Source organism: Enterobacter cloacae complex sp. 397G4 (assembly GCF_050031515.1).
Classification (GTDB): Bacteria; Pseudomonadota; Gammaproteobacteria; order Enterobacterales; family Enterobacteriaceae; genus Enterobacter; species Enterobacter hormaechei_C.
In genome coordinates, this window is sequence record NZ_JBLGWE010000001.1 from 2,548,866 (window position 1) to 2,568,531 (window position 19,666).

Genomic DNA, 19,666 nt, shown 5'->3' on the forward strand with positions numbered 1-19,666 from the left:
GGGCTACCCCTTCATGAGCCGTTTATGAAGCCAGACAAAGCCTGAGCCAACGCTGACGGGTTTTCCCAGGACATTGAATGGCCCGCATCAGAGATAATTTTTACAGCAACGCCGTCTTGTTGCAGGCGATTAAAATCGTCATCAGGCAGGGATCGCTCACCAAAAACTAACATTACCGGGCAGCTCAATGACAAGAACAGGTGTTCCCAGTCAGGTTTAACGCCCTCGACCAGGCTTGTTGCGCCGCGCCAGACGGCCCAGGGAGCATTGCTTTGAAGGCTTCCAGCCCACGGCGACGTTTCCGCCCGCAGCATGTCATCATAGCCCTGAGCCAGAAAATGTTGTTCCGTTTGGGCCGCAATTGCTCGGCTGAACATCCCGCCACCCGCATGAAAATTGGGTTCAGATACTATCAGGCCCTTAACGCGCGACGTTAACAGTGCTGCCGTTTCGATCGCGATACTCCCGCCCATGCTATGACCATACAGCCATAGACTATCCAGGCCGAGATGGTTTAACAGTTCAACCACCACCTGCGCCTGTTCGCTCGTGCGATAACGGTAGTTGTCAGGTTTGTCACTGTAACCGCTACCGGGAAGATCGATCAGAATGGCTCTGCGCCCCCCGAAACGGGTATCACAGACAATACGAGGATATTCATACGACGATGCACAGCCCAACCCGTGGATAAACACAACTGGGTCACCGAAACCGGGAAGATCCTGCCAGCGCACAGTGCAGCCTGCTTGCTGCGAATAGAAACTGTTCATAAGCACTCCATGTATGACGGACTGTATATTTATACAGCCTCAATGTATGGAATGCTATGTCTGGATGCCGATTCTGGAAGCGTGCTTCAGAAAAGAGAGATCAACAGGGCAACAGGAAAGCTCATCGGCCAGGTGGAACCCACCAGGAATGCGCTCAACAGGCGAATACGTTTACGATCTTTAGACAGGAACCAGGTGATTAATGCGCAGATGGAGGCCATGATTGCGTAGAACACCAACATCTTTTGATACAACGTCATTCTGTTTACCTGAGCCGAAAAATAACCGCACGCAATATGCGTCATATGTTGACACAGATCAAGTTTTTTCGTTACATCATAACCACTTAATACTAAGGATAATAACAACTGAGTACCTTGTGTAACAACGCCGGGTAAAGCAAAACGGTTATTATTGATAAGATGCAAATTAAATGCACTTTTTGATAAATCCATCCTCTCAGAAAGCAGTTTAATACCAGCAGGCTTTTAAGGGAGGAAACATGCTACGCATTCCGCAGAGTTGCATTCACACCCGTTCCACGCCTTTCTGGAACAAAGAAACGGCCCCCGCCGGCATTTTTAAACGTCACCTTGATACGGGCACGCGTCCGGGCGTTTACCCTCGCCTGTCGGTGATGCGTGGCGCAGTGCGTTATCTGGGCTATGCTGATGAATTTACCTCTGAGCCTGACAGCGAGCTCGTCATTGAAGCGGGTCGTTTCGGCGTTTTCCCGCCAGAGAGATGGCACCACATTGAGGTGATGACCGACGACACCCTGTTCAATATTGAATTCTTTGTTGAACCTGAGGTGCTTAAGTCCCTTTAAGCGCCCGCCAACATGAAGGAAACTATGATGTTACGTATTCCTGAAAACTTTGTTCATACCCGCTCGACGCCGTTCTGGAATAAAGAGACCGCCCCAAAAGCGCTTTTTACCCATCACAACACCAAAGCCGGCGTGTACGGTCGGTTATCCGTCATGCAGGGTGCAGTGCGTTACTTTGGCTTTGCCGATGGCGACGCCACCGAACCCGATCTGGAAGTGGTCATTGAGGCCGGTTCTTTTGGCATCTCCCCACCCCAAAAATGGCACCGCATTGAGCTACTGACCGACGACACCTATTTTAATATCGACTTTTTCGCGGATCCTGCCGTCACGCTCAGCGGTGCGGGCATCGGTAAAGTGGTCAACACGCATAAGGAGTAAATAATGGGTAAGGCTACCTATACCGTGACCGTCACCAACAACAGCAACGGCGTGTCGGTGGATTATGAAACACAAGCGCCAATGGAGCTGTTGATCCCGGACGTCGCGGCAGATGTCGTGAAGGATCTGGTGAACACCGTTCGCGCCTACGATACGGAAAATGAACACGAGGTCTGTGGCTGGTAAGCTGAATCGCCCGGCACTGCGCCGGGCATAAAGGTTTAGTGTTTGATCATTACATGCCGGACTACCGTGTAATCCTCAAGTCCGTAGACCGACATATCTTTGCCATAACCGGATAACTTCATCCCGCCGTGCGGCATTTCGCTCACCAGCATAAAATGGGTATTGACCCAGGTGCAGCCATACTGCAACCGTGCGCTGAGGCGATGGGCGCGTCCGACGTCTTTTGTCCAGACGGACGAGGCCAGGCCGTATTGCGAATCGTTGGCCCAGTTCAGCACCTGCGCTTCATCCTCAAATTCTGTCACGCTGACCACCGGGCCAAACACTTCTCGCTGGACGATCGCATCTTCCTGCTTCGCCCCGGCCAGCAGCGTTGGCTGAAAGTAATATCCTGCCCCCTCACTTTTACTGCCACCGGTGACGACGCGGATATGTCCAAGGGCTTTGGCTTCGTCCACGGCAGCACAAACGCGGGAAAGATGCGCTGCGGAGCTGAGCGGTCCCAGCTCGGTTGACGCATCGTCCGGCGCGCCCATTTTCAGGCTGGCAACGGCTGCGCCCAGCTTTTCGACCAGCGCGGGGTAAATCCCCTTCTGGGCATAGATACGACAGGCTGCGGTACAATCCTGACCAGCATTGTAGAAACCAAACGTACGCACGCCTTCAACCACGGCATCCAAATCTGCATCGTCAAAGACAATGACCGGGGCTTTTCCGCCCAATTCCATATGGGTACGTTTAACTGAAGATGCGGTATGCCCGATAATATGTTCTCCGGTAGCAATAGAGCCGGTGAGAGAAACCATACGGACTTTTTCGTGGCCGGTCAGCGGATCTCCTACGGTTTTTCCGCGACCAAACAGCACGTTCAGCACACCTGGCGGGAAGATATCTTTCGCCAGTTCCGCCAGCTTCAGCGCCGTCAACGGGGTAATTTCAGACGGCTTGATGACGACACAGTTTCCCGCCGCCAGCGCGGGCGCCAGCTTCCACGCCGCCATCATCAGAGGGTAGTTCCAGGGCGCAATAGAGGCGACAACGCCAACCGGGTCGCGGCGGATCATTGAGGTATGTCCTTCGAGGTATTCTCCGGCAGCCAGCCCGTTCAGGCAGCGGGCGGCCCCGGCAAAGAAGCGAAACACATCGACCACGGCCGGGATCTCATCTCCCTGAACACAGTGCAGCGGTTTCCCGCAGTTAAGGGACTCCACTTTTGCGAACGCGTCAGCGTTGGCTTCTATCACATCAGCCAGTTTCAACAGACATTCGGCGCGCGTTTTCGGCGTCGTTTGTCCCCACTCTGTGAACGCGCGATCGGCAGCCTGGACGGCAGCGTCCACCTGTGCTGCCGACGCTTCAGCAATCTCCAGCAGCACTTCACCCGTGGCAGGATTATAAACCGCCTGCTTCTCACCTTCGCCGGTCACCAGTTCACCATTAATCAGCAATTGATTTTGCATAGCATCGTCCTGTTGAAATCGACATTGTTTTCGCTGTCAGCACACGTTCTGGCGGGCAGAAACGTGACAACGTCACGTTACCAATCCGCGCTCCCTTACTAAAGGTAGACCGCGCGTCATGTCGCTTCAGAAATTTTCATCAAGGTGTGACTGGGTGCAGCATCATTTCGCGGATTAACCCCGCCAGCTGGACGACCGCCTGCTCCTCCCGCTCGCCCCAGCCCCATGAGGTATTGAAACGGAAAAACGGTGTCCAGATATTGGAGGTGGAAAACATCTTGCCGGGCGCAATGCTGATTTGATGGGTTAACGCCTTCTCACTCAACCGCCCCGCATCCAGCTGTTCAGGCAGTTCAAGCCATAAAAAGTAGCCGCTGTCGTTATGATGGATTTTGACGCCGGCAGGCATATGACGCAAAAGCGATTGCCAGGCCTGCTGTTTGCGTTCAGCAAGCGTGCGTCGCAGACGGCGAAGGTGGGCGTCGTAACGTTTGGTCGCCAGGTAATCCACCAGCGCCAGCTGCATGGGAGAGCTGGTGGACAACGTACTCATCAGCTGCAACTGCTGAATACGGCGCGCATGTTTTCCCGCCGCCACCCAGCCAATACGGAAACCGGCCACCAGACACTTGGAGAATGAGGAGCAGTGCAACGTCATATCCTGCTTATCCCAGGCCTTTGCCGGAAGCGGCTTTTCACGGCCAAAGTAGAGTTCGCTGTAAACATCGTCTTCAATCAGCGTGACGTTATGCCGGGTGAGTAAGGCCACCAGCTGAGCTTTCTTCTCTGCACTCAGCGTGAAGCCGAGCGGGTTCTGACTGTTGGTCATCAGCCAGCAGGCTTTCACCGGATAATCATTTAACGCCTGCTCAAGGGCACTGAGATCGATGCCCTCACGTACATCAGTGGCAACCGACAGCGCTTTCAGTTTCAGACGTTCAAGCGCCTGGAGTGCACCATAAAAACAGGGGTTTTCAACGATAACCCAGTCCCCTGGTTCAGTCACAGCCTGCAAACTGAGGTTAAGCGCCTCAAGCGCGCCCGCGGTGATCACAATTTCATCCGGGGAGATATTCATTCCCTGCTGAGCGTAGCGACGGGCAATGGCATGACGTAAGTCGACGTTACCCGGCGGCAGGTTTTCGATCACGCTCATGGCGGTAGCCGTTTTGCTGACGTTAGCCAGCGATCGGTTGAGTTGCTGAAGCGGGAAAAGGCGCGGATCGGGAAATGCCGAGGCAAAAGGGACAACGGAGGGGTCGCGGCTGGCCTGTAGCACGTCGAAAATATAGGTGTTGATGTCGACCACTTCATCGCGCATCACCTGCGCGGGCGGTGCAGGCTGGTGTGTGGTCGGGCGGGCGGCAACGTAATAGCCTGACTGCGGTCTGGCAACAATGCGCCCCTGACTTTCCAGCATCTGATACGCGTGGCCCACGGTCATAAAACTCATGCCGCTGCTTGCCACCTGCTCTCGCAGAGAAGGCAGCTTATCGCCCGGCAACCATACGCCAAGCTCAATCTGCGAGATAATTTGTTGCGCCAGACGCTGGTATTTTTTCATCAGATTCTCCTTATTGCTGACAGTGTATATCAGCAGGAGAAAAAGAGAAGATTTTGCTAACTGTTATAGGAAACGCGGCAGATTACTTGCGGTACTCTGTAATGTGATTCTGAGCAGAACGCGCTGCGGCCAGGTGGTCGAGCGTGATCATCGACGATTTGCAGAAAATGCATTTCGCGCCGAACGGATTTTTGTCAGACACATCAAAAGCTGAGGTGCGGTACTGCGAGCCATGACAGCATGGGCAGCGGAAATGGATATAAGAAGTCATAGGATTCTCCTGTAAACGTAAAAACGTAAATTACTCATGAGCCGATCAGGCAATAAATGGTTCGATACAAAACTAATCGGAATGTAGATAAAGACCCAAGAGAGGCTGCGGAGAGGCACAACGTGATGAGAACTGCTTTATAAAACTACGTCAGATATTTATTTGGATTCAAAACCAGAAATCCATTAACGCATGTTGCTGGCGACAAAGCAAGCTGTTTAATGCGTAAAAATCATAAAAAGAAATTTTTTATTCTTCCTTGTTACCTATATCAGCCAGATAAAGTTCAGCTTTTCCCACAACTGTTATAGATAAATTATCGATTTCTGCTTCTGATATCTCATTTGCCGCCTCTCTATCATAACAGTACACCGTTTAACATTGAGGCAGTGCATGTTTGGTTTAGATGCGTTTCATCTTGCGCGAATACAGTTCGCCTTTACCGTATCCTTTCATATTATTTTTCCGGCGATAACCATTGGCCTGGCGAGCTATCTCGCCGTGCTGGAAGGGCTGTGGTTGAAAACAAAAAATCCCGTCTGGCGCTCGCTGTACCATTTCTGGTCGAAGATCTTCGCCGTCAACTTTGGGATGGGCGTGGTCTCCGGCCTGGTGATGGCTTATCAGTTTGGCACTAACTGGAGTGGGTTTTCCCAGTTCGCGGGCAGTATTACCGGCCCCCTGCTGACCTATGAAGTGCTTACCGCGTTCTTCCTTGAGGCGGGGTTCCTCGGGGTAATGTTGTTTGGCTGGAATAAGGTCGGGCCAGGGCTGCACTTCTTTTCGACCTGCATGGTCGCACTGGGGACCCTCATGTCCACGTTCTGGATCCTCTCGTCAAACAGCTGGATGCAGACACCGCAAGGGTATGAAATCATCAACGGTCAGGTCGTTCCGGTGGACTGGTTTGCCGTGGTGTTTAACCCCTCCTTCCCTTACCGCCTGCTGCACATGTCGATAGCGGCATTTCTCAGCAGCGCGCTGTTTGTCGGTGCTTCCGCGGCCTGGCATTTGCTGCGCGGAAACAATACGCCCGCTATTCGCACCATGTTTTCCATGGCGTTGTGGATGACGTTGATCGTGGCCCCAGTCCAGGCGCTGGTGGGGGATATGCACGGGCTTAACACCTTAAAACACCAGCCAGCGAAAATAGCCGCCATAGAAGGCCACTGGGAGAATCCGCCGGGTGAGCCTACCCCACTGCTGCTATTTGGCTGGCCGGATATGGAGCAGGAACGGACCCGTTTTGGCCTGGAAATTCCCGCTCTCGGCAGCCTGATCCTGACCCACAGTCTCGATAAACAGGTTCCGGCATTAAAGGAGTTCCCAAAAGAAGATCGCCCGAACGCCACCATTGTCTTCTGGTCTTTCCGCATCATGGCCGGCCTGGGAATGTTGATACTGCTCCTGGGCGTGACGGCAATCTGGCTGCGTTATAAACAGCGCCTTTATACCTCACGTTCCTTCCTGTGGTTTGCCCTGCTGATGGGGCCGTCCGGGCTGATCGCGATCCTCGCCGGATGGGTAACAACGGAGGTCGGCCGCCAGCCCTGGGTCGTCTATGGTCTACAGCGTACAAAGGATGCGGTTTCCGCGCATGGCGATCTGCACATGAGCGTCAGTTTGCTGGCCTTCTTCGTGGTTTATACCGCGGTATTCGGCGTGGGTTACAGCTATATGGTGCGTCTGATTAAAAAAGGGCCGCAGCCCCATGAATCCTTCGCGACTGAATCCGATGGCCGCCCTGCTCGTCCGCTTTCTGCCGTCACCACTGAATTTAAGGAGTAACCGTAATGGGTATCGATCTTTCCATTATCTGGTTCGTGATTATCGTTTTCGCCACGTTGATGTATATCGTGATGGACGGTTTTGATCTGGGGATAGGCATCCTGTTTCCGGCAACGCCGAATGCGGACGACCGAGACGTGATGGTCAATAGCGTGGCTCCCGTCTGGGATGGCAACGAAACCTGGCTGGTGCTTGGCGGTGCGGCCCTGTTTGGCGCCTTTCCTCTCGCCTATGCGGTTATCATCGACGCGCTAACCATTCCACTGACAATAATGCTGATCGGGCTTATATTTCGTGGCGTCGCCTTCGAATTTCGCTTCAAGGCCACTCCGGCGCACCGCCCGTTCTGGGATAAGGCCTTTATTGGCGGATCAATTGTGGCGACCTTCAGCCAGGTCATCACCGTCGGCGCGGTCATCCATGGGTTCAGCATCACTGGTCGCGCTTACAGCGGTGGTCCGTTTGACTGGTTTACCGCGTTCAATTTTTTCTGCGGTGCGGGTCTTGTAGTGGCTTACGCGCTGCTAGGTTCAACGTGGCTGGTAATGAAAAGCGAAAATGCCCTGCAACAGCGGATGCGTCAGGTATCGAAAGTGCTTCTGCTCCTGCTTCTGGTATTCATTGCAGTAATCAGTATCTGGACCCCTCTCGCCCAACCAGCTATTGCTGCGCGCTGGTTTACGCTGCCGAATCTGTTTTATCTGCTGCCCGTTCCTGCGCTGGTTGCGATCCTGAGTCTGTGCCAGTGGCGCTGCCTGAACGATCCTGCGAGCCATACTCTGCCGTTTATTATGACATTAGGGCTGGTTTTTCTTGGCTTTAGCGGGCTTGGGATCAGCATCTGGCCGCATATTATCCCGCCGGACATTACCCTGTGGCAGGCCGCTGCGCCAGTCCAAAGCCAGGGCTTTATGTTAGTGGGTGCACTGTTGATCATTCCCGTGATTCTGGTCTACACCTTCTGGAGTTATTACGTTTTTCGCGGAAAAGTACAGCATGCGGAGGGTTATCACTGATGCAACAACCTGTATGGAAACGTTTGATGTGGCTTGCCATCATCTGGGGCGGCAGCGTTCTGGCGCTGGCCTGCGTAAGTATGCTCTTTAAAATGCTGATGGCCGCAGCCGGATTTAAATCGCACTAACTCACTGACCGGGTGCGCCGCCGCCCGGTCCCTTCCCGCACTTTCAGATAAACCCCATTAACACCCAGGAGGGTATGGTTACACTGAAAAAATATTTACGGTATTGATAGTTTGAGAAAAAAATGAAAAAGCTCGCGGCAGTAAGTTTAATCAGCCTCGCACTGGCTGGATGCGTTAATCCTGGTAAAGCCTCCGTTCAGACCGAACAGCTAGAGAATCATCGTTTCGTTCTGGAAAATGTGGATGGCAAAGCGGTTAAAGGCGGGAAAACCCAGCCTGAAATTCGCTTCAGTGCGCAATCCAATATCAGCCTGATTAACAACATTGTCGTCTCCGGCACAATGTGCAACGGCTTCAACGGCCAGGGGAAACTGTCCGAAGGAGAGTTGACGGTCAAAACGCTGGCAATGACGCGGAAACTCTGCACCGAGCCGCAGCTAAATGAACTGGATCAGACCATCGCCGATATGCTACGCACAGGCGCACAGGTAGACCTGACCGAAGACCAGTTAACCCTGGCGACAGCCAATAAAACATTGATGTTTAAGCGAGTTGAATAACTCAGTAGCTTCCGCACGAACCTACGGCAAGCGACTGCTCACTACAGCGTTTGCCATTTGGCAATGCGCACATGCCGATGGCGGAGCCATCGAGCTGACGGGCAACGGAGAGTGAACCGCCGATCATTGCGCAGTTGGCCTGACCTGAACTGGACATCGCCGCCCGCATACCTGGCGTAACGTGTGCCGCTGTCGCCTGCTGTACAGGTTCATTGCTGCATGCCGACAACAGTAACGCGGCACATCCGACCCAAAATGCTGAACGCATACCTTCCTCCCCATAATTAAAGCGAAACCTATGCATAATAGGCATCACGCGCCGCATCGTCGAGAGCGGATGTGCGTATTTATGCGCCCTGGTAACAATTTCTCGCAATTTTTTAACACGAATAGCCTACGAGTCATTGATACAGCGCATACCAAGGACACAAAAGCGAAAATCGTAAAACCTGAGCTTTGCTAAAATACACAGATAATATTCAGGGTCTGTCGTCGTTTTACAGGCCCCTCTTTTTGCGCAATGTAAGGGTGTTGTCCTATGCAAACTATTGACGGCAATGGTGCAGTCGCGTCTGTTGCGTTTCGTACCAGCGAAGTGATCGCTATCTACCCCATCACTCCCAGCTCCACGATGGCTGAACAGGCTGACGCCTGGGCTGGTAATGGGATAAAAAACGTCTGGGGCGATGTCCCGCGGGTTGTAGAGATGCAGTCCGAAGCCGGTGCCATTGCCACCGTGCATGGTGCGTTGCAGACCGGTGCCCTGTCGACCTCGTTTACGTCGTCTCAGGGGCTGCTGTTGATGATCCCCACGCTTTACAAGCTGGCAGGGCAATTAACGCCATTCGTGTTGCACGTCGCCGCACGCACCGTAGCCACTCACGCTCTCTCTATTTTTGGCGACCACTCAGATGTGATGGCCGTGCGTCAGACCGGCTGCGCTATGCTCTGCGCCAGCAGCGTGCAGGAAGCGCAGGACTTCGCGCTGATTTCGCATATCGCCACGCTGAAAAGCCGAGTGCCATTTATTCATTTCTTCGATGGTTTCCGTACGTCCCACGAGATCAATAAAATCGTTCCGCTACCGGACGACACTATTCTTAATCTGCTGCCGCAGGCTGACATCGATGCGCATCGCGCTCGCGCCCTCAATCCGGAACATCCGGTGATCCGGGGTACCTCTGCGAACCCGGATACCTATTTCCAGTCCCGCGAGGCGACGAACCCGTGGTACAACGCGGTCTATGAGCACGTTAAACAGGCGATGGACGATTTTGCCGCTGCGACGGGCCGCAAATATAAGCCGTTTGAATATTACGGTCATCCGCAGGCCGAGCGCGTGATCGTCCTGATGGGCTCCGCCATTGGCACCTGTGAAGAGGTGGTTGATGAGCTATTGACGCGTGGTGAAAAAGTTGGCGTGCTCAAAGTTCGCCTCTACCGTCCCTTCTCAGCGAAACACCTGCTCGCAGCCCTGCCGGATAGCGCGCGTGCAGTGGCGGTACTGGACCGCACCAAAGAGCCTGGCGCACAGGCTGAGCCACTTTATCTGGATGTGATGACCGCTCTGGCTGAGGCGTTTAACCGCGGTGAGCGCGAAACGCTGCCACGCGTCATTGGCGGGCGTTATGGATTGTCTTCCAAAGAGTTCGGACCGGAGTGCGTCCTGGCGGTATTTGCTGAACTCCGCGAGGCAAAACCGAAGCCGCGCTTTACGGTCGGCATTTATGATGACGTGACTAACCTTTCTCTCCCCTTGCCGGAAAACACCCTGCCCTCGACTGCGAAACTGGAAGCGCTGTTCTACGGTCTGGGTAGCGACGGCAGCGTCTCGGCAACCAAGAACAACATCAAAATTATCGGCAACTCTACGCCGTGGTATGCGCAAGGGTATTTCGTCTATGACTCCAAAAAAGCGGGCGGACTGACCGTCTCCCACCTGCGCGTCAGCGAACACCCGATCCGCTCGGCATACCTGATTTCTCAGGCGGATTTTGTTGGCTGTCACCAGCTCCAGTTCATTGATAAATATCAGATGGCCGAGCGCCTGAAGCCCGGCGGTATTTTCCTGATCAACACCCCTTACAGCGCCGACGAGGTCTGGGCACGCCTGCCCCAGGAAGTGCAGGCGGTGCTTAACCAGAAACAGGCGCGCCTGTATGTCATTAACGCCGCGAAGATCGCCCGCGAATGCGGCCTGGCGGCGCGCATCAATACGGTTATGCAGATGGCGTTCTTCCACCTGACCAATATTCTGCCGGGCGACAGCGCGCTGATGGAGCTTCAGGGTGCAATCGCCAAAAGCTACAGCAGCAAGGGTCAGGAACTGGTTGAGCGCAACTGGCAGGCGCTGGCGCTGGCCCGCGAATCGCTTTTCGAGGTGCCGTTGCAGCCGGTCAATGCCAGCAGTCCGAACCGGCCGCCAGTGGTGTCTGACGCCGCCCCGGATTTCGTCAAAACCGTCACGGCGGCGATGCTTGCCGGACTGGGCGACACCCTTCCCGTCTCTGCGCTTCCGCCTGACGGCACCTGGCCGATGGGCACGACCCGCTGGGAAAAACGCAACATTGCCGAAGCGATCCCTATCTGGAAAGAAGAGCTGTGCACCCAGTGCAACCACTGCGTGGCGGCCTGCCCGCACTCGGCCATTCGCGCCAAAGTGGTGTCGCCAGAAGCGTTAGATGGCGCGCCGGAAAGTCTGCACGCGCTGGATGTAAAATCCCGCGATATGCGTGGTCAGAAATATGTCCTACAGGTGGCGCCGGAAGACTGTACCGGCTGTAACCTGTGCGTCGAGGTGTGCCCGGCGAAAGATCGTCAGGACCCGTCAATCAAAGCCATCAATATGATGTCGCGTCTTGAACATGTTGAAGAAGAGAAAGTGAATTATGATTTCTTCCTCGACCTGCCCGAAATCGATCGCAACAAGCTGGAACGCATTGACATTCGTACCTCGCAGCTCATCACCCCGCTCTTCGAGTACTCCGGGGCGTGCTCCGGCTGCGGCGAAACACCGTATATCAAACTGCTCACTCAGCTTTACGGTGACCGAATGCTGATTGCCAACGCGACGGGCTGCTCGTCAATCTATGGGGGTAACCTGCCGTCTACGCCATACACCACCGACGCGAACGGTCGCGGCCCGGCGTGGGCAAACTCCCTGTTCGAAGACAACGCAGAATTTGGTCTGGGATTCCGTCTGACGGTCGATCAGCACCGCGCCCGCGTAATGCGTCTGCTGGCACAGTTTGCCGATAAGATCCCGGCAGAACTGAATGATGCCCTGCATGCGGAGGCCACACCTGACGTTCGTCGCGCGCAGGTTGCTGAACTGCGCAACGCGCTTCAGGGTGTTGAAGGGGCTGAACAACTCCTGACCGATGCTGACGCGCTGGTTGAAAAATCTATCTGGCTGATCGGTGGCGACGGGTGGGCCTACGATATTGGCTTCGGCGGTCTTGATCATGTCCTGAGCCTGACCGAAAACGTCAATATTTTGGTACTTGATACTCAGTGCTATTCCAACACCGGCGGACAGGCCTCGAAAGCAACGCCATTGGGGGCGGTCACGAAATTTGGGGAGCACGGCAAGCGCAAGGCGCGTAAAGATTTGGGCGTCAGCATGATGATGTATGGACACGTCTACGTCGCGCAGATTTCGCTGGGGGCGCAGCTCAACCAGACGGTGAAAGCCATTCAGGAAGCGGAAGCGTATCCAGGGCCGTCGCTGATTATCGCCTACAGTCCGTGTGAGGAGCATGGCTACGATCTGGCGCTCAGCCACGACCAGATGCGTCAGCTCACCGCAACCGGCTTCTGGCCACTGTACCGCTTTGACCCGCGCCGTGCCGATGAAGGGAAATTGCCGCTGGCGCTGGATTCGCGTCCGCCGTCAGACGCCCTTGCCGAAACTCTACTTCAGGAGCAGCGTTTCCGCAGGCTGAACGCCCAACAGCCAGAAGTGGCAGAGCAGCTATGGAAGGATGCGGCAGCAGATCTTCAGAAGCGTTATGACTTTCTGGCGCAACTGGCAGGGAAAGCCGAAAAATCGACCAGTGAATAACCCGTATGCCCGGCTTGTCCGGGCATTTTTTTGCCAAAAAAAGCCCGATGCACGTGCACCGGGCGAATCCAGAAGATCGGTGAAAATTGCCTCAATGTTCTGAACAATATTCACGTGAATTATGGATGAAAAAATCTTAAAGGCATATAACGGCGTGGAGGTTACCTTGTTTTCCACGTAATTAATAATTTTTATTTTGTATTGATTATAATAATTCATTCATGGCATCAATCGTTATTTCTACCGCATCATTTAGTTTAGATTTTACTTAACCCGTAACAATTATATTTTATTCATCCGCCGTCAGAGTGATTTAGCATGGGACAGCTTTCCAGCCCGGAAAGTTTACGAAGTAATAAAAAAATAACTGCAAAGGAATAATCAAAATGCAAAGAAAAGTACTGGCACTGATGATCCCCGCTTTGTTAATGGCTGGCGCCGCTCACGCAGCTGAAATTTATAATAAAGACGGCAATAAACTGGATCTGTATGGCAAAGTAGATGGTCTGCATTATTTCTCTGACGACGCGTCTAAAGATGGCGATCAAACCTATATGCGACTGGGCTTCAAAGGTGAAACCCAAATCAACGACATGATGACCGGCTTCGCACAATGGGAATACAACATTCAGGCAAACAACACCGAAGGTTCTGACAATCAGTCCTGGACGCGTCTGGCCTTCGCGGGTGTGAAGGTGGGCGATTACGGCTCCTTCGATTACGGCCGTAACTATGGCGTCCTGTACGACGTTGAAGGCTGGACCGATATGCTGCCAGAATTTGGTGGCGACTCTTATACTTATGCCGATAACTTTATGACCGGTCGTGCAAACGGCGTGGCTACCTACCGTAACACCGACTTCTTTGGTCTGGTGCAGGGTCTGAACTTCGCGGTGCAGTATCAGGGTAATAATGAAGATGCCAGCAACAATCAGGAAGGCACTAACAACGGCCGCGATGTACGTCATGAGAATGGCGACGGTTATGGTCTCTCCGCGACTTATGATTTTGGCATGGGCTTCAGCGCGGGCGCGGCATATGCGTCATCTGACCGTACCAACGATCAGGAAATGCATACCACTGCGGGTGGTGATAAAGCTGATGCATGGACTGCTGGTCTGAAATACGATGCAAACAACATCTATCTGGCGGCGATGTATTCCGAAACACGTAATATGACGCCATACGGTGATGCTCATGACGAAAACACCGTGGCAAACAAAACTCAGAACTTCGAAGTCACCGCACAATATCAGTTCGATTTCGGTCTGCGTCCGGCTATTTCCTATTTACAGTCCAAAGGTAAAGACCTGGGCAATGGCCAGGACGATAAAGATCTGGTGAAATACGCTGACGTCGGTGCTACCTATTATTTCAACAAAAACATGTCCACCTATGTTGATTATAAAATCAACCTGCTGGATGAAGATGATTCGTTCTACAAAAACAATGGCATCGGTACGGATGACATTGTAGCGTTAGGTCTGGTTTACCAGTTCTAATCCCGTTAGCCCGCAGCGATCTGCGGGCTAATTTTATCGCTGTTTCGCCTGTTCTTTGCGAAAAGAGAGATAACCAATTACCCCGCTGTCGCCATCCATAGGGTGATTTACTCCATCCATTACCGCCACTTCCGGGAAGTCGAATGGCGTGACATTTTCCAGACAGGCGACATTCACACCATATTCATTGGGATTGGAACGTCGTTGATGGAACGTGTAAATACCGCAAATCGAACAGAAGAAATGGCGCGCCGTGCCGGTGTTGAAACGGTACTCTGTGAGCGTGTCCGCGCCCTGCGTCACCTTAATGCCCGTCAAAGGCGCTGAAACCACTACCGCCCCACGCATCCTGCAAAACGAGCAGCTACATCGACGTGCGGTATTCAGGCCGTCCGTCAGCTCAACCGTAAATTTCACCGCCCCACAATGACACTGTGCATGACGAATATCAGCCATTGTTATACTCCTTTTCTCACTAACTCAGCCGCTTTTAAAAAGACCTCATCTTCGACACCATCCCCCTTCTGCCTGCCGAGCCTTACCAGCTCAGCGACAATACTTTCACGGTTGATGATCTTCTGGGATGAAACCAGCCCGATAACGGCGGCACCAATCGCCAGCCCAACTAATCCTGTCTGCTCGTCTTTATTTTTCATAGAAGCGCTCCCTTGTCCCCCTCAAAAGCGTAGCAGGAGAAATGTAAAACGCGCTGGTACGCAGGAATGAGATCCGTGCTTTATCTCAGCTGTTCGCCAGGCAAAACAGGAGGGGTTCTGAGCGGTTATCAGACAACGTTGATGAGGACAACATGAATAGCGGTGCGCGTAGAGAGGCCGAATGGGTGTTAAAACCGCCTTCGAAAAGGCGGCAGGTCATTACTCTGGATCTTTATCGCCTGATTCAGGCGCTGAGCCAGGATCATCTTTCGGTTTTTTTCCATCCTTGTCCGGGTTATCCGGGCTGGGATTATAATCAGGATGGTCACCATTAACGGGACGGTCAGTCATTTTCACCTCCGTTTTTACTGCGTAAGCTGTAAGTGTAGACAACCCTTCAGTCTTAACCAAACTTCTCCTGTGGAGCTCATTTGTAAATCGTGCTGGCATTCGGCGCTGCAATCCGTACCATACACGACACACTTTCGCATGCTGGTTTTTACCGGTAGCCGCAAACCCGTCTTTTATCGCTAACCAGATGGGGCACGTACATGCGCAGATGGTGTATGAAATCTATGCTACATGGATAGAAGAGATGAACACGAAGCTGACGCTTTGAAATCGTTTTCCTCACCCTGTGCCCCATTTGAGATCTGAGTAACGAATAGATGCAACAAAATCAAGAAATTAACAAGAAAGAACAGTACAACCTGAATAAACTGCAAAAGCGACTGCGCCGTAACGTGGGCGAAGCCATTGCAGACTTCAACATGATTGAAGAAGGCGATCGCATCATGGTCTGCCTGTCGGGCGGTAAAGACAGCTACACCATGCTGGAGATCCTGCGCAATCTACAGCAAAGCGCACCGGTGAACTTTTCCCTGGTCGCGGTTAACCTCGATCAGAAACAGCCGGGCTTCCCGGAGCATATCCTGCCGGAGTACCTTGAGAACCTGGGCGTTGAGTACAAAATCGTAGAAGAGAATACCTACGGCATTGTTAAAGAGAAGATCCCAGAGGGCAAAACGACCTGCTCGCTCTGCTCACGTTTGCGTCGCGGCATTCTGTACCGCACCGCAACCGAACTGGGCGCCACCAAGATTGCGCTTGGTCATCACCGGGACGACATTCTGCAAACGCTGTTTCTGAATATGTTCTATGGCGGCAAAATGAAGGGAATGCCACCGAAGCTGATGAGCGACGACGGCAAACACATCGTGATCCGCCCACTCGCCTACTGCCGCGAGAAAGACATTGAGCGTTTCTCCCAGGCCAAAGCCTTCCCTATCATTCCGTGCAATCTGTGCGGCTCACAGCCGAACCTGCAACGTCAGGTCATTGGCGACATGCTGCGTGACTGGGATAAACGCTATCCGGGCCGCATCGAAACCATGTTCAGCGCCATGCAGAACGTGGTGCCTTCGCACCTGGCCGACGTTGAACTGTTCGATTTCAAAGGGATTAACCACGGTTCAGAGGTGGTGAATGGCGGGGATCTGGCGTTTGACCGCGAAGAGATCCCGATGCAGCCTGCTGGCTGGCAGCCAGAGGAAGAGGATGCGCAATTCGATGAACTGCGCCTGAACGTGGTAGAAGTCAAGTAACCTGGCAGCGTCTCAGATATCGTTTCTGAGACGCGTTTTAAGCTTATTTGAGCAGTCGAACGCGGCAGGTCTTCCCTTTAATCTTCCCGCCCTGCAACTGTTTCCAGGCCTTATGCGCAACCGACTGGCGAACCGCTACGTAGACATGCGCAGGATGGACCGTGATCTTGCCAATATCTGCCCCGTCGAGACCGATATCCCCAGTTAACGCCCCCAGAACGTCACCGGGACGCATTTTGGCCTTTTTACCGCCGTCGATGCACAGGGTGGCCATTTCCGCCGCCAGCGGAGCGATGCTGATATTACCAAGGGTATTCACCCAGTTGAGTTTCAGTTGCAGCATTTCCGCAAGAATATTGGCGCGCTGCGCCTCTTCAGGTGCGCAGAAGCTGATGGCGAGACCACTGTTACCTGCGCGCGCGGTACGCCCGATGCGGTGGACATGCACTTCCGGATCCCATGCCAGTTCGAAATTCACCACCAGCTCAAGCGATTTAATATCCAGGCCACGGGCCGCCACATCCGTTGCAACCAGCACGCGAGCGCTGCCGTTAGCGAAACGCACCAGCGTCTGATCGCGATCGCGCTGTTCCAGATCGCCATGCAGCGATAATGCGCTCTGTCCGGCATCATTCAGGGCATCGCACACCGCCTGACAATCTTTTTTGGTATTACAGAACACCACGCAGGACGCTGGCTGGTGTTGGCTCAGCAATTTTTGTAGCAGTGGAATTTTGCCGTGCTGCGATGTCTCGAAGAACTGCTGCTCAATCGCTGGTAACGCATCGACAGTATCGATTTCAATGGTCAGCGGGTTCTTCTGCACGCGCCCGCTGATCGCTGCAATCGCCTCGGGCCAGGTGGCAGAAAAGAGCAGCGTCTGGCGTGTGGCTGGGGCAAAGCGGATCACTTCGTCAATCGCATCGCTGAAGCCCATATCCAGCATGCGGTCAGCTTCATCCATCACCAGCGTTTGCAGTGCATCGAGTGAAACAGTGCCTTTTTGCAGGTGATCGAGCAGACGGCCCGGCGTTGCCACAATGATATGCGGCGCGTGCTGAAGGGAATCGCGCTGCGCACCGAACGGTTGCCCGCCGCAGAGCGTTAAAATTTTAGTGTTAGGCAAAAAACGCGCCAGACGACGCAGCTCACCCGCGACCTGGTCGGCCAGCTCGCGCGTCGGGCAGAGTATCAGGGACTGAGTCTGAAACAGGGTTGCATCAATGTATTGTAACAGGCCTAGCCCAAATGCAGCCGTTTTACCACTGCCGGTTTTCGCCTGCACGCGCACGTCACGGCCTTCAAGGATAGCCGGCAGCGCGGCGGCCTGGACAGGGGTCATAGTGAGGTAGCCCAACTCATTCAGGTTAGTCAGTTGGGCTTCAGGCAGAACGTTCAGCGTGGAAAAAGCGGTCACAATATACTCTCGTGGTAATGATTGCAGTCAGATGGCGCGTATCCTCGCAGATCTGCGCTAACGATGCGACAATTTAATCGGTTCTTCATCGGGCGGCGGATCCGGCATCGGCTGCGGACGTGGGACAGGATCGGGTATCGGCGTCGGATCGGTGGGCACCGGATCGGACTGCCAGGTGTTGAGGCGTTGCAGGGCAAGTAGCATACTCATCTTTTCCTCCAGATTAGGGTGCTGACCCCTAAAGGGTAGACGCAGATAAACAGGAGGCAAAAAAAAAGCCGACTATGAAGTCGGCGTCGTACGAATCAATTGTGCTATGCAGTAATTCAAAAAAAGGAAGTAAGACAATATGGAGCGCAACGCCCATCGCTTGACGTTGCATTCACCTGCGGGAGTAATATTGCACCTAACATGGTCGGAGTTTATTGACTTCGCTCAATTAAAATGTCGTTTTGAAGCCGACTCTGCCTCAGAAAAGCGTAAATTTACAGCCATTTACTACGATGCAACCACCATGCAACACCCCCAATTAAAACCACTAACATGACGCAAAACGTGGTGAAGCCATAGTGATATTCACCGCCGGGGATCCCTCCGAGGTTTACGCCAAACAACCCCGTCAGGAAGGTACTCGGTAAAAAGACCATCGCCATCAGCGACATGGTGTACGTTCTCCTGGCTAACGACTCCTGCATCACCTGGGCTATCTCATCCGCCATGACTGCCGTTCTGGCAATACATGAGTCAATCTCGTCCAGTCCACGTCCGAGCCGGTCAGCGATATCCTGCATTCTGCGGCGTTGATCGTCGTTCATCCAGCTCATGCGTTCGCTGGCCAGCCGCGCATAAACGTCGCGCTGAGGGGTCATATAGCGGCGCATCACGATGAGCTGCTTACGCAGCAGCGCCAGAAAACCACGTGGGGGGATTTGCTGATCGAGCAGGTTATCTTCCAGATCGATGATTTTATCGTGAAGTTCTTCTATAAACTCGCTGGCATGATCGGTCAGCGCATCACACACATCCACCAGCCAGCTGCCGCAATCCGTAGGCCCCGTGCCCTCTTTCAGATCGTTAATGACGTCATCCAGCGCCAGCACTTTTCTCTGGCGGGTGGAAACAATCAGCCGTTCATCCATATAAACACGCATTGCCACCAACTGATCCGGACGCTCATCCGTACTGCCGTTTATACAACGCAGCGTAATTAACGTCCCCTCACCCATCCGGCTGACGCGGGGTCTGAGACTTTCTCCCGCCAGCGCATCCCGAACGTTGTTGGGCAGTAGCGGCGTGGACGCGAGCCACTCGGCGCTGTCCGGGTGCGTGTAGTTGAGGTGCAGCCAGCATGGATGTTCGCTGTCGATGTGATCCTGATCTTCAAGCGGCCTTGCGCCGCCTTGTCCATCAAACACCCATGCAAAAACTGCGTCAGGTACGTTAACCTCAGACCCTTTAATGCTCTCCACAG

Annotated in this window: 22 protein-coding genes and 1 pseudogene; 11 read left to right on the forward strand and 12 right to left on the reverse strand. The window is 53.5% G+C overall.

Features of this window, described 5'->3' with window-relative positions; translation table 11 throughout:
• Positions 1 to 11 precede the first annotated feature (11 nt).
• Positions 12 to 770, reverse strand: a complete 759-nt coding sequence (locus ACQG1Y_RS12310; RefSeq protein WP_048973830.1) for an alpha/beta fold hydrolase — start codon at positions 768 to 770, stop codon at positions 12 to 14.
• Positions 771 to 856: 86 nt separating this feature from the next.
• Positions 857 to 1,030, reverse strand: a complete 174-nt coding sequence (locus tag ACQG1Y_RS12315; RefSeq protein ID WP_003856960.1) for a GhoT/OrtT family toxin — start codon at positions 1,028 to 1,030, stop codon at positions 857 to 859.
• A 242-nt stretch (positions 1,031 to 1,272) separates the two neighbouring features.
• Here ACQG1Y_RS12315 and ACQG1Y_RS12320 point away from each other — a divergent pair, with 242 nt between their 5' ends.
• Genes ACQG1Y_RS12320 through ACQG1Y_RS12330 form a run of 3 tightly spaced genes read left to right on the forward strand, consistent with a single transcriptional unit; the run spans position 1,273 to position 2,166 of the window.
• Positions 1,273 to 1,599, forward strand: coding sequence for a DUF1971 domain-containing protein (locus ACQG1Y_RS12320; RefSeq protein ID WP_023303799.1), 327 nt, complete (start codon positions 1,273 to 1,275; stop codon positions 1,597 to 1,599).
• Positions 1,600 to 1,626: 27 nt separating this feature from the next.
• Complete coding sequence (locus ACQG1Y_RS12325) at positions 1,627 to 1,980, forward strand: DUF1971 domain-containing protein (RefSeq protein WP_003856958.1); 354 nt, start codon at positions 1,627 to 1,629, stop codon at positions 1,978 to 1,980.
• A gap of 3 nt (positions 1,981 to 1,983) precedes the next feature.
• Positions 1,984 to 2,166 carry a DUF1869 domain-containing protein gene (locus tag ACQG1Y_RS12330; RefSeq protein ID WP_014070439.1) on the forward strand — a complete coding sequence of 61 codons (183 nt, stop codon included), beginning with the start codon at positions 1,984 to 1,986 and terminating at the stop codon, positions 2,164 to 2,166.
• Positions 2,167 to 2,201: 35 nt separating this feature from the next.
• Here the strand turns inward: ACQG1Y_RS12330 and patD are convergent, their stop codons facing one another.
• The 3 genes from patD to ACQG1Y_RS12345 all read right to left on the reverse strand — a co-directional run bounded on the left by patD (position 2,202) and on the right by ACQG1Y_RS12345 (position 5,461).
• Positions 2,202 to 3,626: an aminobutyraldehyde dehydrogenase gene (patD, locus tag ACQG1Y_RS12335; protein WP_203452901.1), complete on the reverse strand. Its 1,425-nt coding sequence runs from the start codon at positions 3,624 to 3,626 to the stop codon at positions 2,202 to 2,204.
• Positions 3,627 to 3,765: 139 nt separating this feature from the next.
• Positions 3,766 to 5,190: a PLP-dependent aminotransferase family protein gene (locus ACQG1Y_RS12340; RefSeq protein ID WP_017693361.1), complete on the reverse strand. Its 1,425-nt coding sequence runs from the start codon at positions 5,188 to 5,190 to the stop codon at positions 3,766 to 3,768.
• Between the two features lie 82 nt (positions 5,191 to 5,272).
• Positions 5,273 to 5,461: a hypothetical protein gene (locus tag ACQG1Y_RS12345; protein WP_017693360.1), complete on the reverse strand. Its 189-nt coding sequence runs from the start codon at positions 5,459 to 5,461 to the stop codon at positions 5,273 to 5,275.
• A 393-nt stretch (positions 5,462 to 5,854) separates the two neighbouring features.
• Here ACQG1Y_RS12345 and ACQG1Y_RS12350 point away from each other — a divergent pair, with 393 nt between their 5' ends.
• From ACQG1Y_RS12350 to hslJ, 4 genes are all read left to right on the forward strand, one after another.
• A complete protein-coding gene (locus tag ACQG1Y_RS12350; RefSeq protein WP_426736772.1) occupies positions 5,855 to 7,249 on the forward strand; it encodes a cytochrome ubiquinol oxidase subunit I in 1,395 nt (464 codons plus the stop codon).
• A gap of 5 nt (positions 7,250 to 7,254) precedes the next feature.
• Positions 7,255 to 8,265 carry a cytochrome d ubiquinol oxidase subunit II gene (cydB, locus tag ACQG1Y_RS12355; protein WP_426736773.1) on the forward strand — a complete coding sequence of 337 codons (1,011 nt, stop codon included), beginning with the start codon at positions 7,255 to 7,257 and terminating at the stop codon, positions 8,263 to 8,265.
• Positions 8,265 to 8,393: a DUF2474 domain-containing protein gene (locus ACQG1Y_RS12360; RefSeq protein WP_017693358.1), complete on the forward strand. Its 129-nt coding sequence runs from the start codon at positions 8,265 to 8,267 to the stop codon at positions 8,391 to 8,393. Before cydB ends, ACQG1Y_RS12360 begins: the two co-directional genes overlap by 1 nt.
• Positions 8,394 to 8,515: 122 nt before the next feature.
• Entirely contained in the window at positions 8,516 to 8,953 is a 438-nt protein-coding gene (hslJ, locus tag ACQG1Y_RS12365) for a heat shock protein HslJ (RefSeq protein ID WP_062937806.1), read from the forward strand.
• A gap of 1 nt (position 8,954) precedes the next feature.
• Here the strand turns inward: hslJ and ACQG1Y_RS12370 are convergent, their stop codons facing one another.
• Complete coding sequence (locus ACQG1Y_RS12370) at positions 8,955 to 9,221, reverse strand: putative hemolysin (RefSeq protein ID WP_003856935.1); 267 nt, start codon at positions 9,219 to 9,221, stop codon at positions 8,955 to 8,957.
• Between the two features lie 270 nt (positions 9,222 to 9,491).
• Between ACQG1Y_RS12370 and nifJ the strand changes: the two genes are divergently transcribed.
• Both nifJ and ompC read left to right on the forward strand, forming a co-directional pair.
• Positions 9,492 to 13,016, forward strand: coding sequence for a pyruvate:ferredoxin (flavodoxin) oxidoreductase (gene nifJ / locus ACQG1Y_RS12375; protein ID WP_368740394.1), 3,525 nt, complete (start codon positions 9,492 to 9,494; stop codon positions 13,014 to 13,016).
• A gap of 386 nt (positions 13,017 to 13,402) precedes the next feature.
• Positions 13,403 to 14,518: a porin OmpC gene (gene ompC, locus ACQG1Y_RS12380; protein ID WP_045339863.1), complete on the forward strand. Its 1,116-nt coding sequence runs from the start codon at positions 13,403 to 13,405 to the stop codon at positions 14,516 to 14,518.
• Between the two features lie 33 nt (positions 14,519 to 14,551).
• Here ompC and ACQG1Y_RS12385 read toward each other — a convergent pair whose 3' ends face one another.
• The 3 genes from ACQG1Y_RS12385 to ACQG1Y_RS12395 all read right to left on the reverse strand — a co-directional run bounded on the left by ACQG1Y_RS12385 (position 14,552) and on the right by ACQG1Y_RS12395 (position 15,525).
• Entirely contained in the window at positions 14,552 to 14,974 is a 423-nt protein-coding gene (locus ACQG1Y_RS12385; RefSeq protein WP_032653714.1) for a GFA family protein, read from the reverse strand.
• Between the two features lie 2 nt (positions 14,975 to 14,976).
• Positions 14,977 to 15,174, reverse strand: coding sequence for a hypothetical protein (locus ACQG1Y_RS12390; protein WP_000790642.1), 198 nt, complete (start codon positions 15,172 to 15,174; stop codon positions 14,977 to 14,979).
• A gap of 219 nt (positions 15,175 to 15,393) precedes the next feature.
• Positions 15,394 to 15,525, reverse strand: coding sequence for a hypothetical protein (locus tag ACQG1Y_RS12395; protein ID WP_017693355.1), 132 nt, complete (start codon positions 15,523 to 15,525; stop codon positions 15,394 to 15,396).
• Positions 15,526 to 15,595: 70 nt separating this feature from the next.
• Between ACQG1Y_RS12395 and ACQG1Y_RS12400 the strand changes: the two are divergent.
• Positions 15,596 to 15,793, forward strand: a pseudogene (locus ACQG1Y_RS12400) (tyrosine-type recombinase/integrase); the annotation flags it as partial.
• A 49-nt stretch (positions 15,794 to 15,842) separates the two neighbouring features.
• Positions 15,843 to 16,778, forward strand: a complete 936-nt coding sequence (ttcA, locus tag ACQG1Y_RS12405) for a tRNA 2-thiocytidine(32) synthetase TtcA (RefSeq protein WP_001186974.1) — start codon at positions 15,843 to 15,845, stop codon at positions 16,776 to 16,778.
• A gap of 43 nt (positions 16,779 to 16,821) precedes the next feature.
• Here the strand turns inward: ttcA and dbpA are convergent, their stop codons facing one another.
• The 3 genes from dbpA to zntB all read right to left on the reverse strand — a co-directional run bounded on the left by dbpA (position 16,822) and on the right by zntB (position 19,664).
• Positions 16,822 to 18,195: an ATP-dependent RNA helicase DbpA gene (dbpA, locus tag ACQG1Y_RS12410; RefSeq protein ID WP_368740393.1), complete on the reverse strand. Its 1,374-nt coding sequence runs from the start codon at positions 18,193 to 18,195 to the stop codon at positions 16,822 to 16,824.
• Between the two features lie 57 nt (positions 18,196 to 18,252).
• Complete coding sequence (locus ACQG1Y_RS12415; RefSeq protein ID WP_275427718.1) at positions 18,253 to 18,399, reverse strand: hypothetical protein; 147 nt, start codon at positions 18,397 to 18,399, stop codon at positions 18,253 to 18,255.
• Positions 18,400 to 18,680: 281 nt separating this feature from the next.
• Positions 18,681 to 19,664 carry a zinc transporter ZntB gene (gene zntB, locus ACQG1Y_RS12420; RefSeq protein ID WP_017382256.1) on the reverse strand — a complete coding sequence of 328 codons (984 nt, stop codon included), beginning with the start codon at positions 19,662 to 19,664 and terminating at the stop codon, positions 18,681 to 18,683.
• Positions 19,665 to 19,666: the final 2 nt, after the last annotated feature.

What these genes read in the sequence shown, in the direction of transcription:
- ACQG1Y_RS12310 (WP_048973830.1), bottom strand. Translation starts at nt 770, where the DNA reads ATGAACAGTTTCTATTCGCAGCAAGCAGGCTGCACTGTGCGCTGGCAG.
- ACQG1Y_RS12315 (WP_003856960.1), bottom strand. Translation starts at nt 1,030, where the DNA reads ATGACGTTGTATCAAAAGATGTTGGTGTTCTACGCAATCATGGCCTCC.
- ACQG1Y_RS12320 (WP_023303799.1), top strand. Translation starts at nt 1,273, where the DNA reads ATGCTACGCATTCCGCAGAGTTGCATTCACACCCGTTCCACGCCTTTC.
- ACQG1Y_RS12325 (WP_003856958.1), top strand. Translation starts at nt 1,627, where the DNA reads ATGTTACGTATTCCTGAAAACTTTGTTCATACCCGCTCGACGCCGTTC.
- ACQG1Y_RS12330 (WP_014070439.1), top strand. Translation starts at nt 1,984, where the DNA reads ATGGGTAAGGCTACCTATACCGTGACCGTCACCAACAACAGCAACGGC.
- patD (WP_203452901.1), bottom strand. Translation starts at nt 3,626, where the DNA reads ATGCAAAATCAATTGCTGATTAATGGTGAACTGGTGACCGGCGAAGGT.
- ACQG1Y_RS12340 (WP_017693361.1), bottom strand. Translation starts at nt 5,190, where the DNA reads ATGAAAAAATACCAGCGTCTGGCGCAACAAATTATCTCGCAGATTGAG.
- ACQG1Y_RS12345 (WP_017693360.1), bottom strand. Translation starts at nt 5,461, where the DNA reads ATGACTTCTTATATCCATTTCCGCTGCCCATGCTGTCATGGCTCGCAG.
- ACQG1Y_RS12350 (WP_426736772.1), top strand. Translation starts at nt 5,855, where the DNA reads ATGTTTGGTTTAGATGCGTTTCATCTTGCGCGAATACAGTTCGCCTTT.
- cydB (WP_426736773.1), top strand. Translation starts at nt 7,255, where the DNA reads ATGGGTATCGATCTTTCCATTATCTGGTTCGTGATTATCGTTTTCGCC.
- ACQG1Y_RS12360 (WP_017693358.1), top strand. Translation starts at nt 8,265, where the DNA reads ATGCAACAACCTGTATGGAAACGTTTGATGTGGCTTGCCATCATCTGG.
- hslJ (WP_062937806.1), top strand. Translation starts at nt 8,516, where the DNA reads ATGAAAAAGCTCGCGGCAGTAAGTTTAATCAGCCTCGCACTGGCTGGA.
- ACQG1Y_RS12370 (WP_003856935.1), bottom strand. Translation starts at nt 9,221, where the DNA reads ATGCGTTCAGCATTTTGGGTCGGATGTGCCGCGTTACTGTTGTCGGCA.
- nifJ (WP_368740394.1), top strand. Translation starts at nt 9,492, where the DNA reads ATGCAAACTATTGACGGCAATGGTGCAGTCGCGTCTGTTGCGTTTCGT.
- ompC (WP_045339863.1), top strand. Translation starts at nt 13,403, where the DNA reads ATGCAAAGAAAAGTACTGGCACTGATGATCCCCGCTTTGTTAATGGCT.
- ACQG1Y_RS12385 (WP_032653714.1), bottom strand. Translation starts at nt 14,974, where the DNA reads ATGGCTGATATTCGTCATGCACAGTGTCATTGTGGGGCGGTGAAATTT.
- ACQG1Y_RS12390 (WP_000790642.1), bottom strand. Translation starts at nt 15,174, where the DNA reads ATGAAAAATAAAGACGAGCAGACAGGATTAGTTGGGCTGGCGATTGGT.
- ACQG1Y_RS12395 (WP_017693355.1), bottom strand. Translation starts at nt 15,525, where the DNA reads ATGACTGACCGTCCCGTTAATGGTGACCATCCTGATTATAATCCCAGC.
- ttcA (WP_001186974.1), top strand. Translation starts at nt 15,843, where the DNA reads ATGCAACAAAATCAAGAAATTAACAAGAAAGAACAGTACAACCTGAAT.
- ACQG1Y_RS12415 (WP_275427718.1), bottom strand. Translation starts at nt 18,399, where the DNA reads ATGCTACTTGCCCTGCAACGCCTCAACACCTGGCAGTCCGATCCGGTG.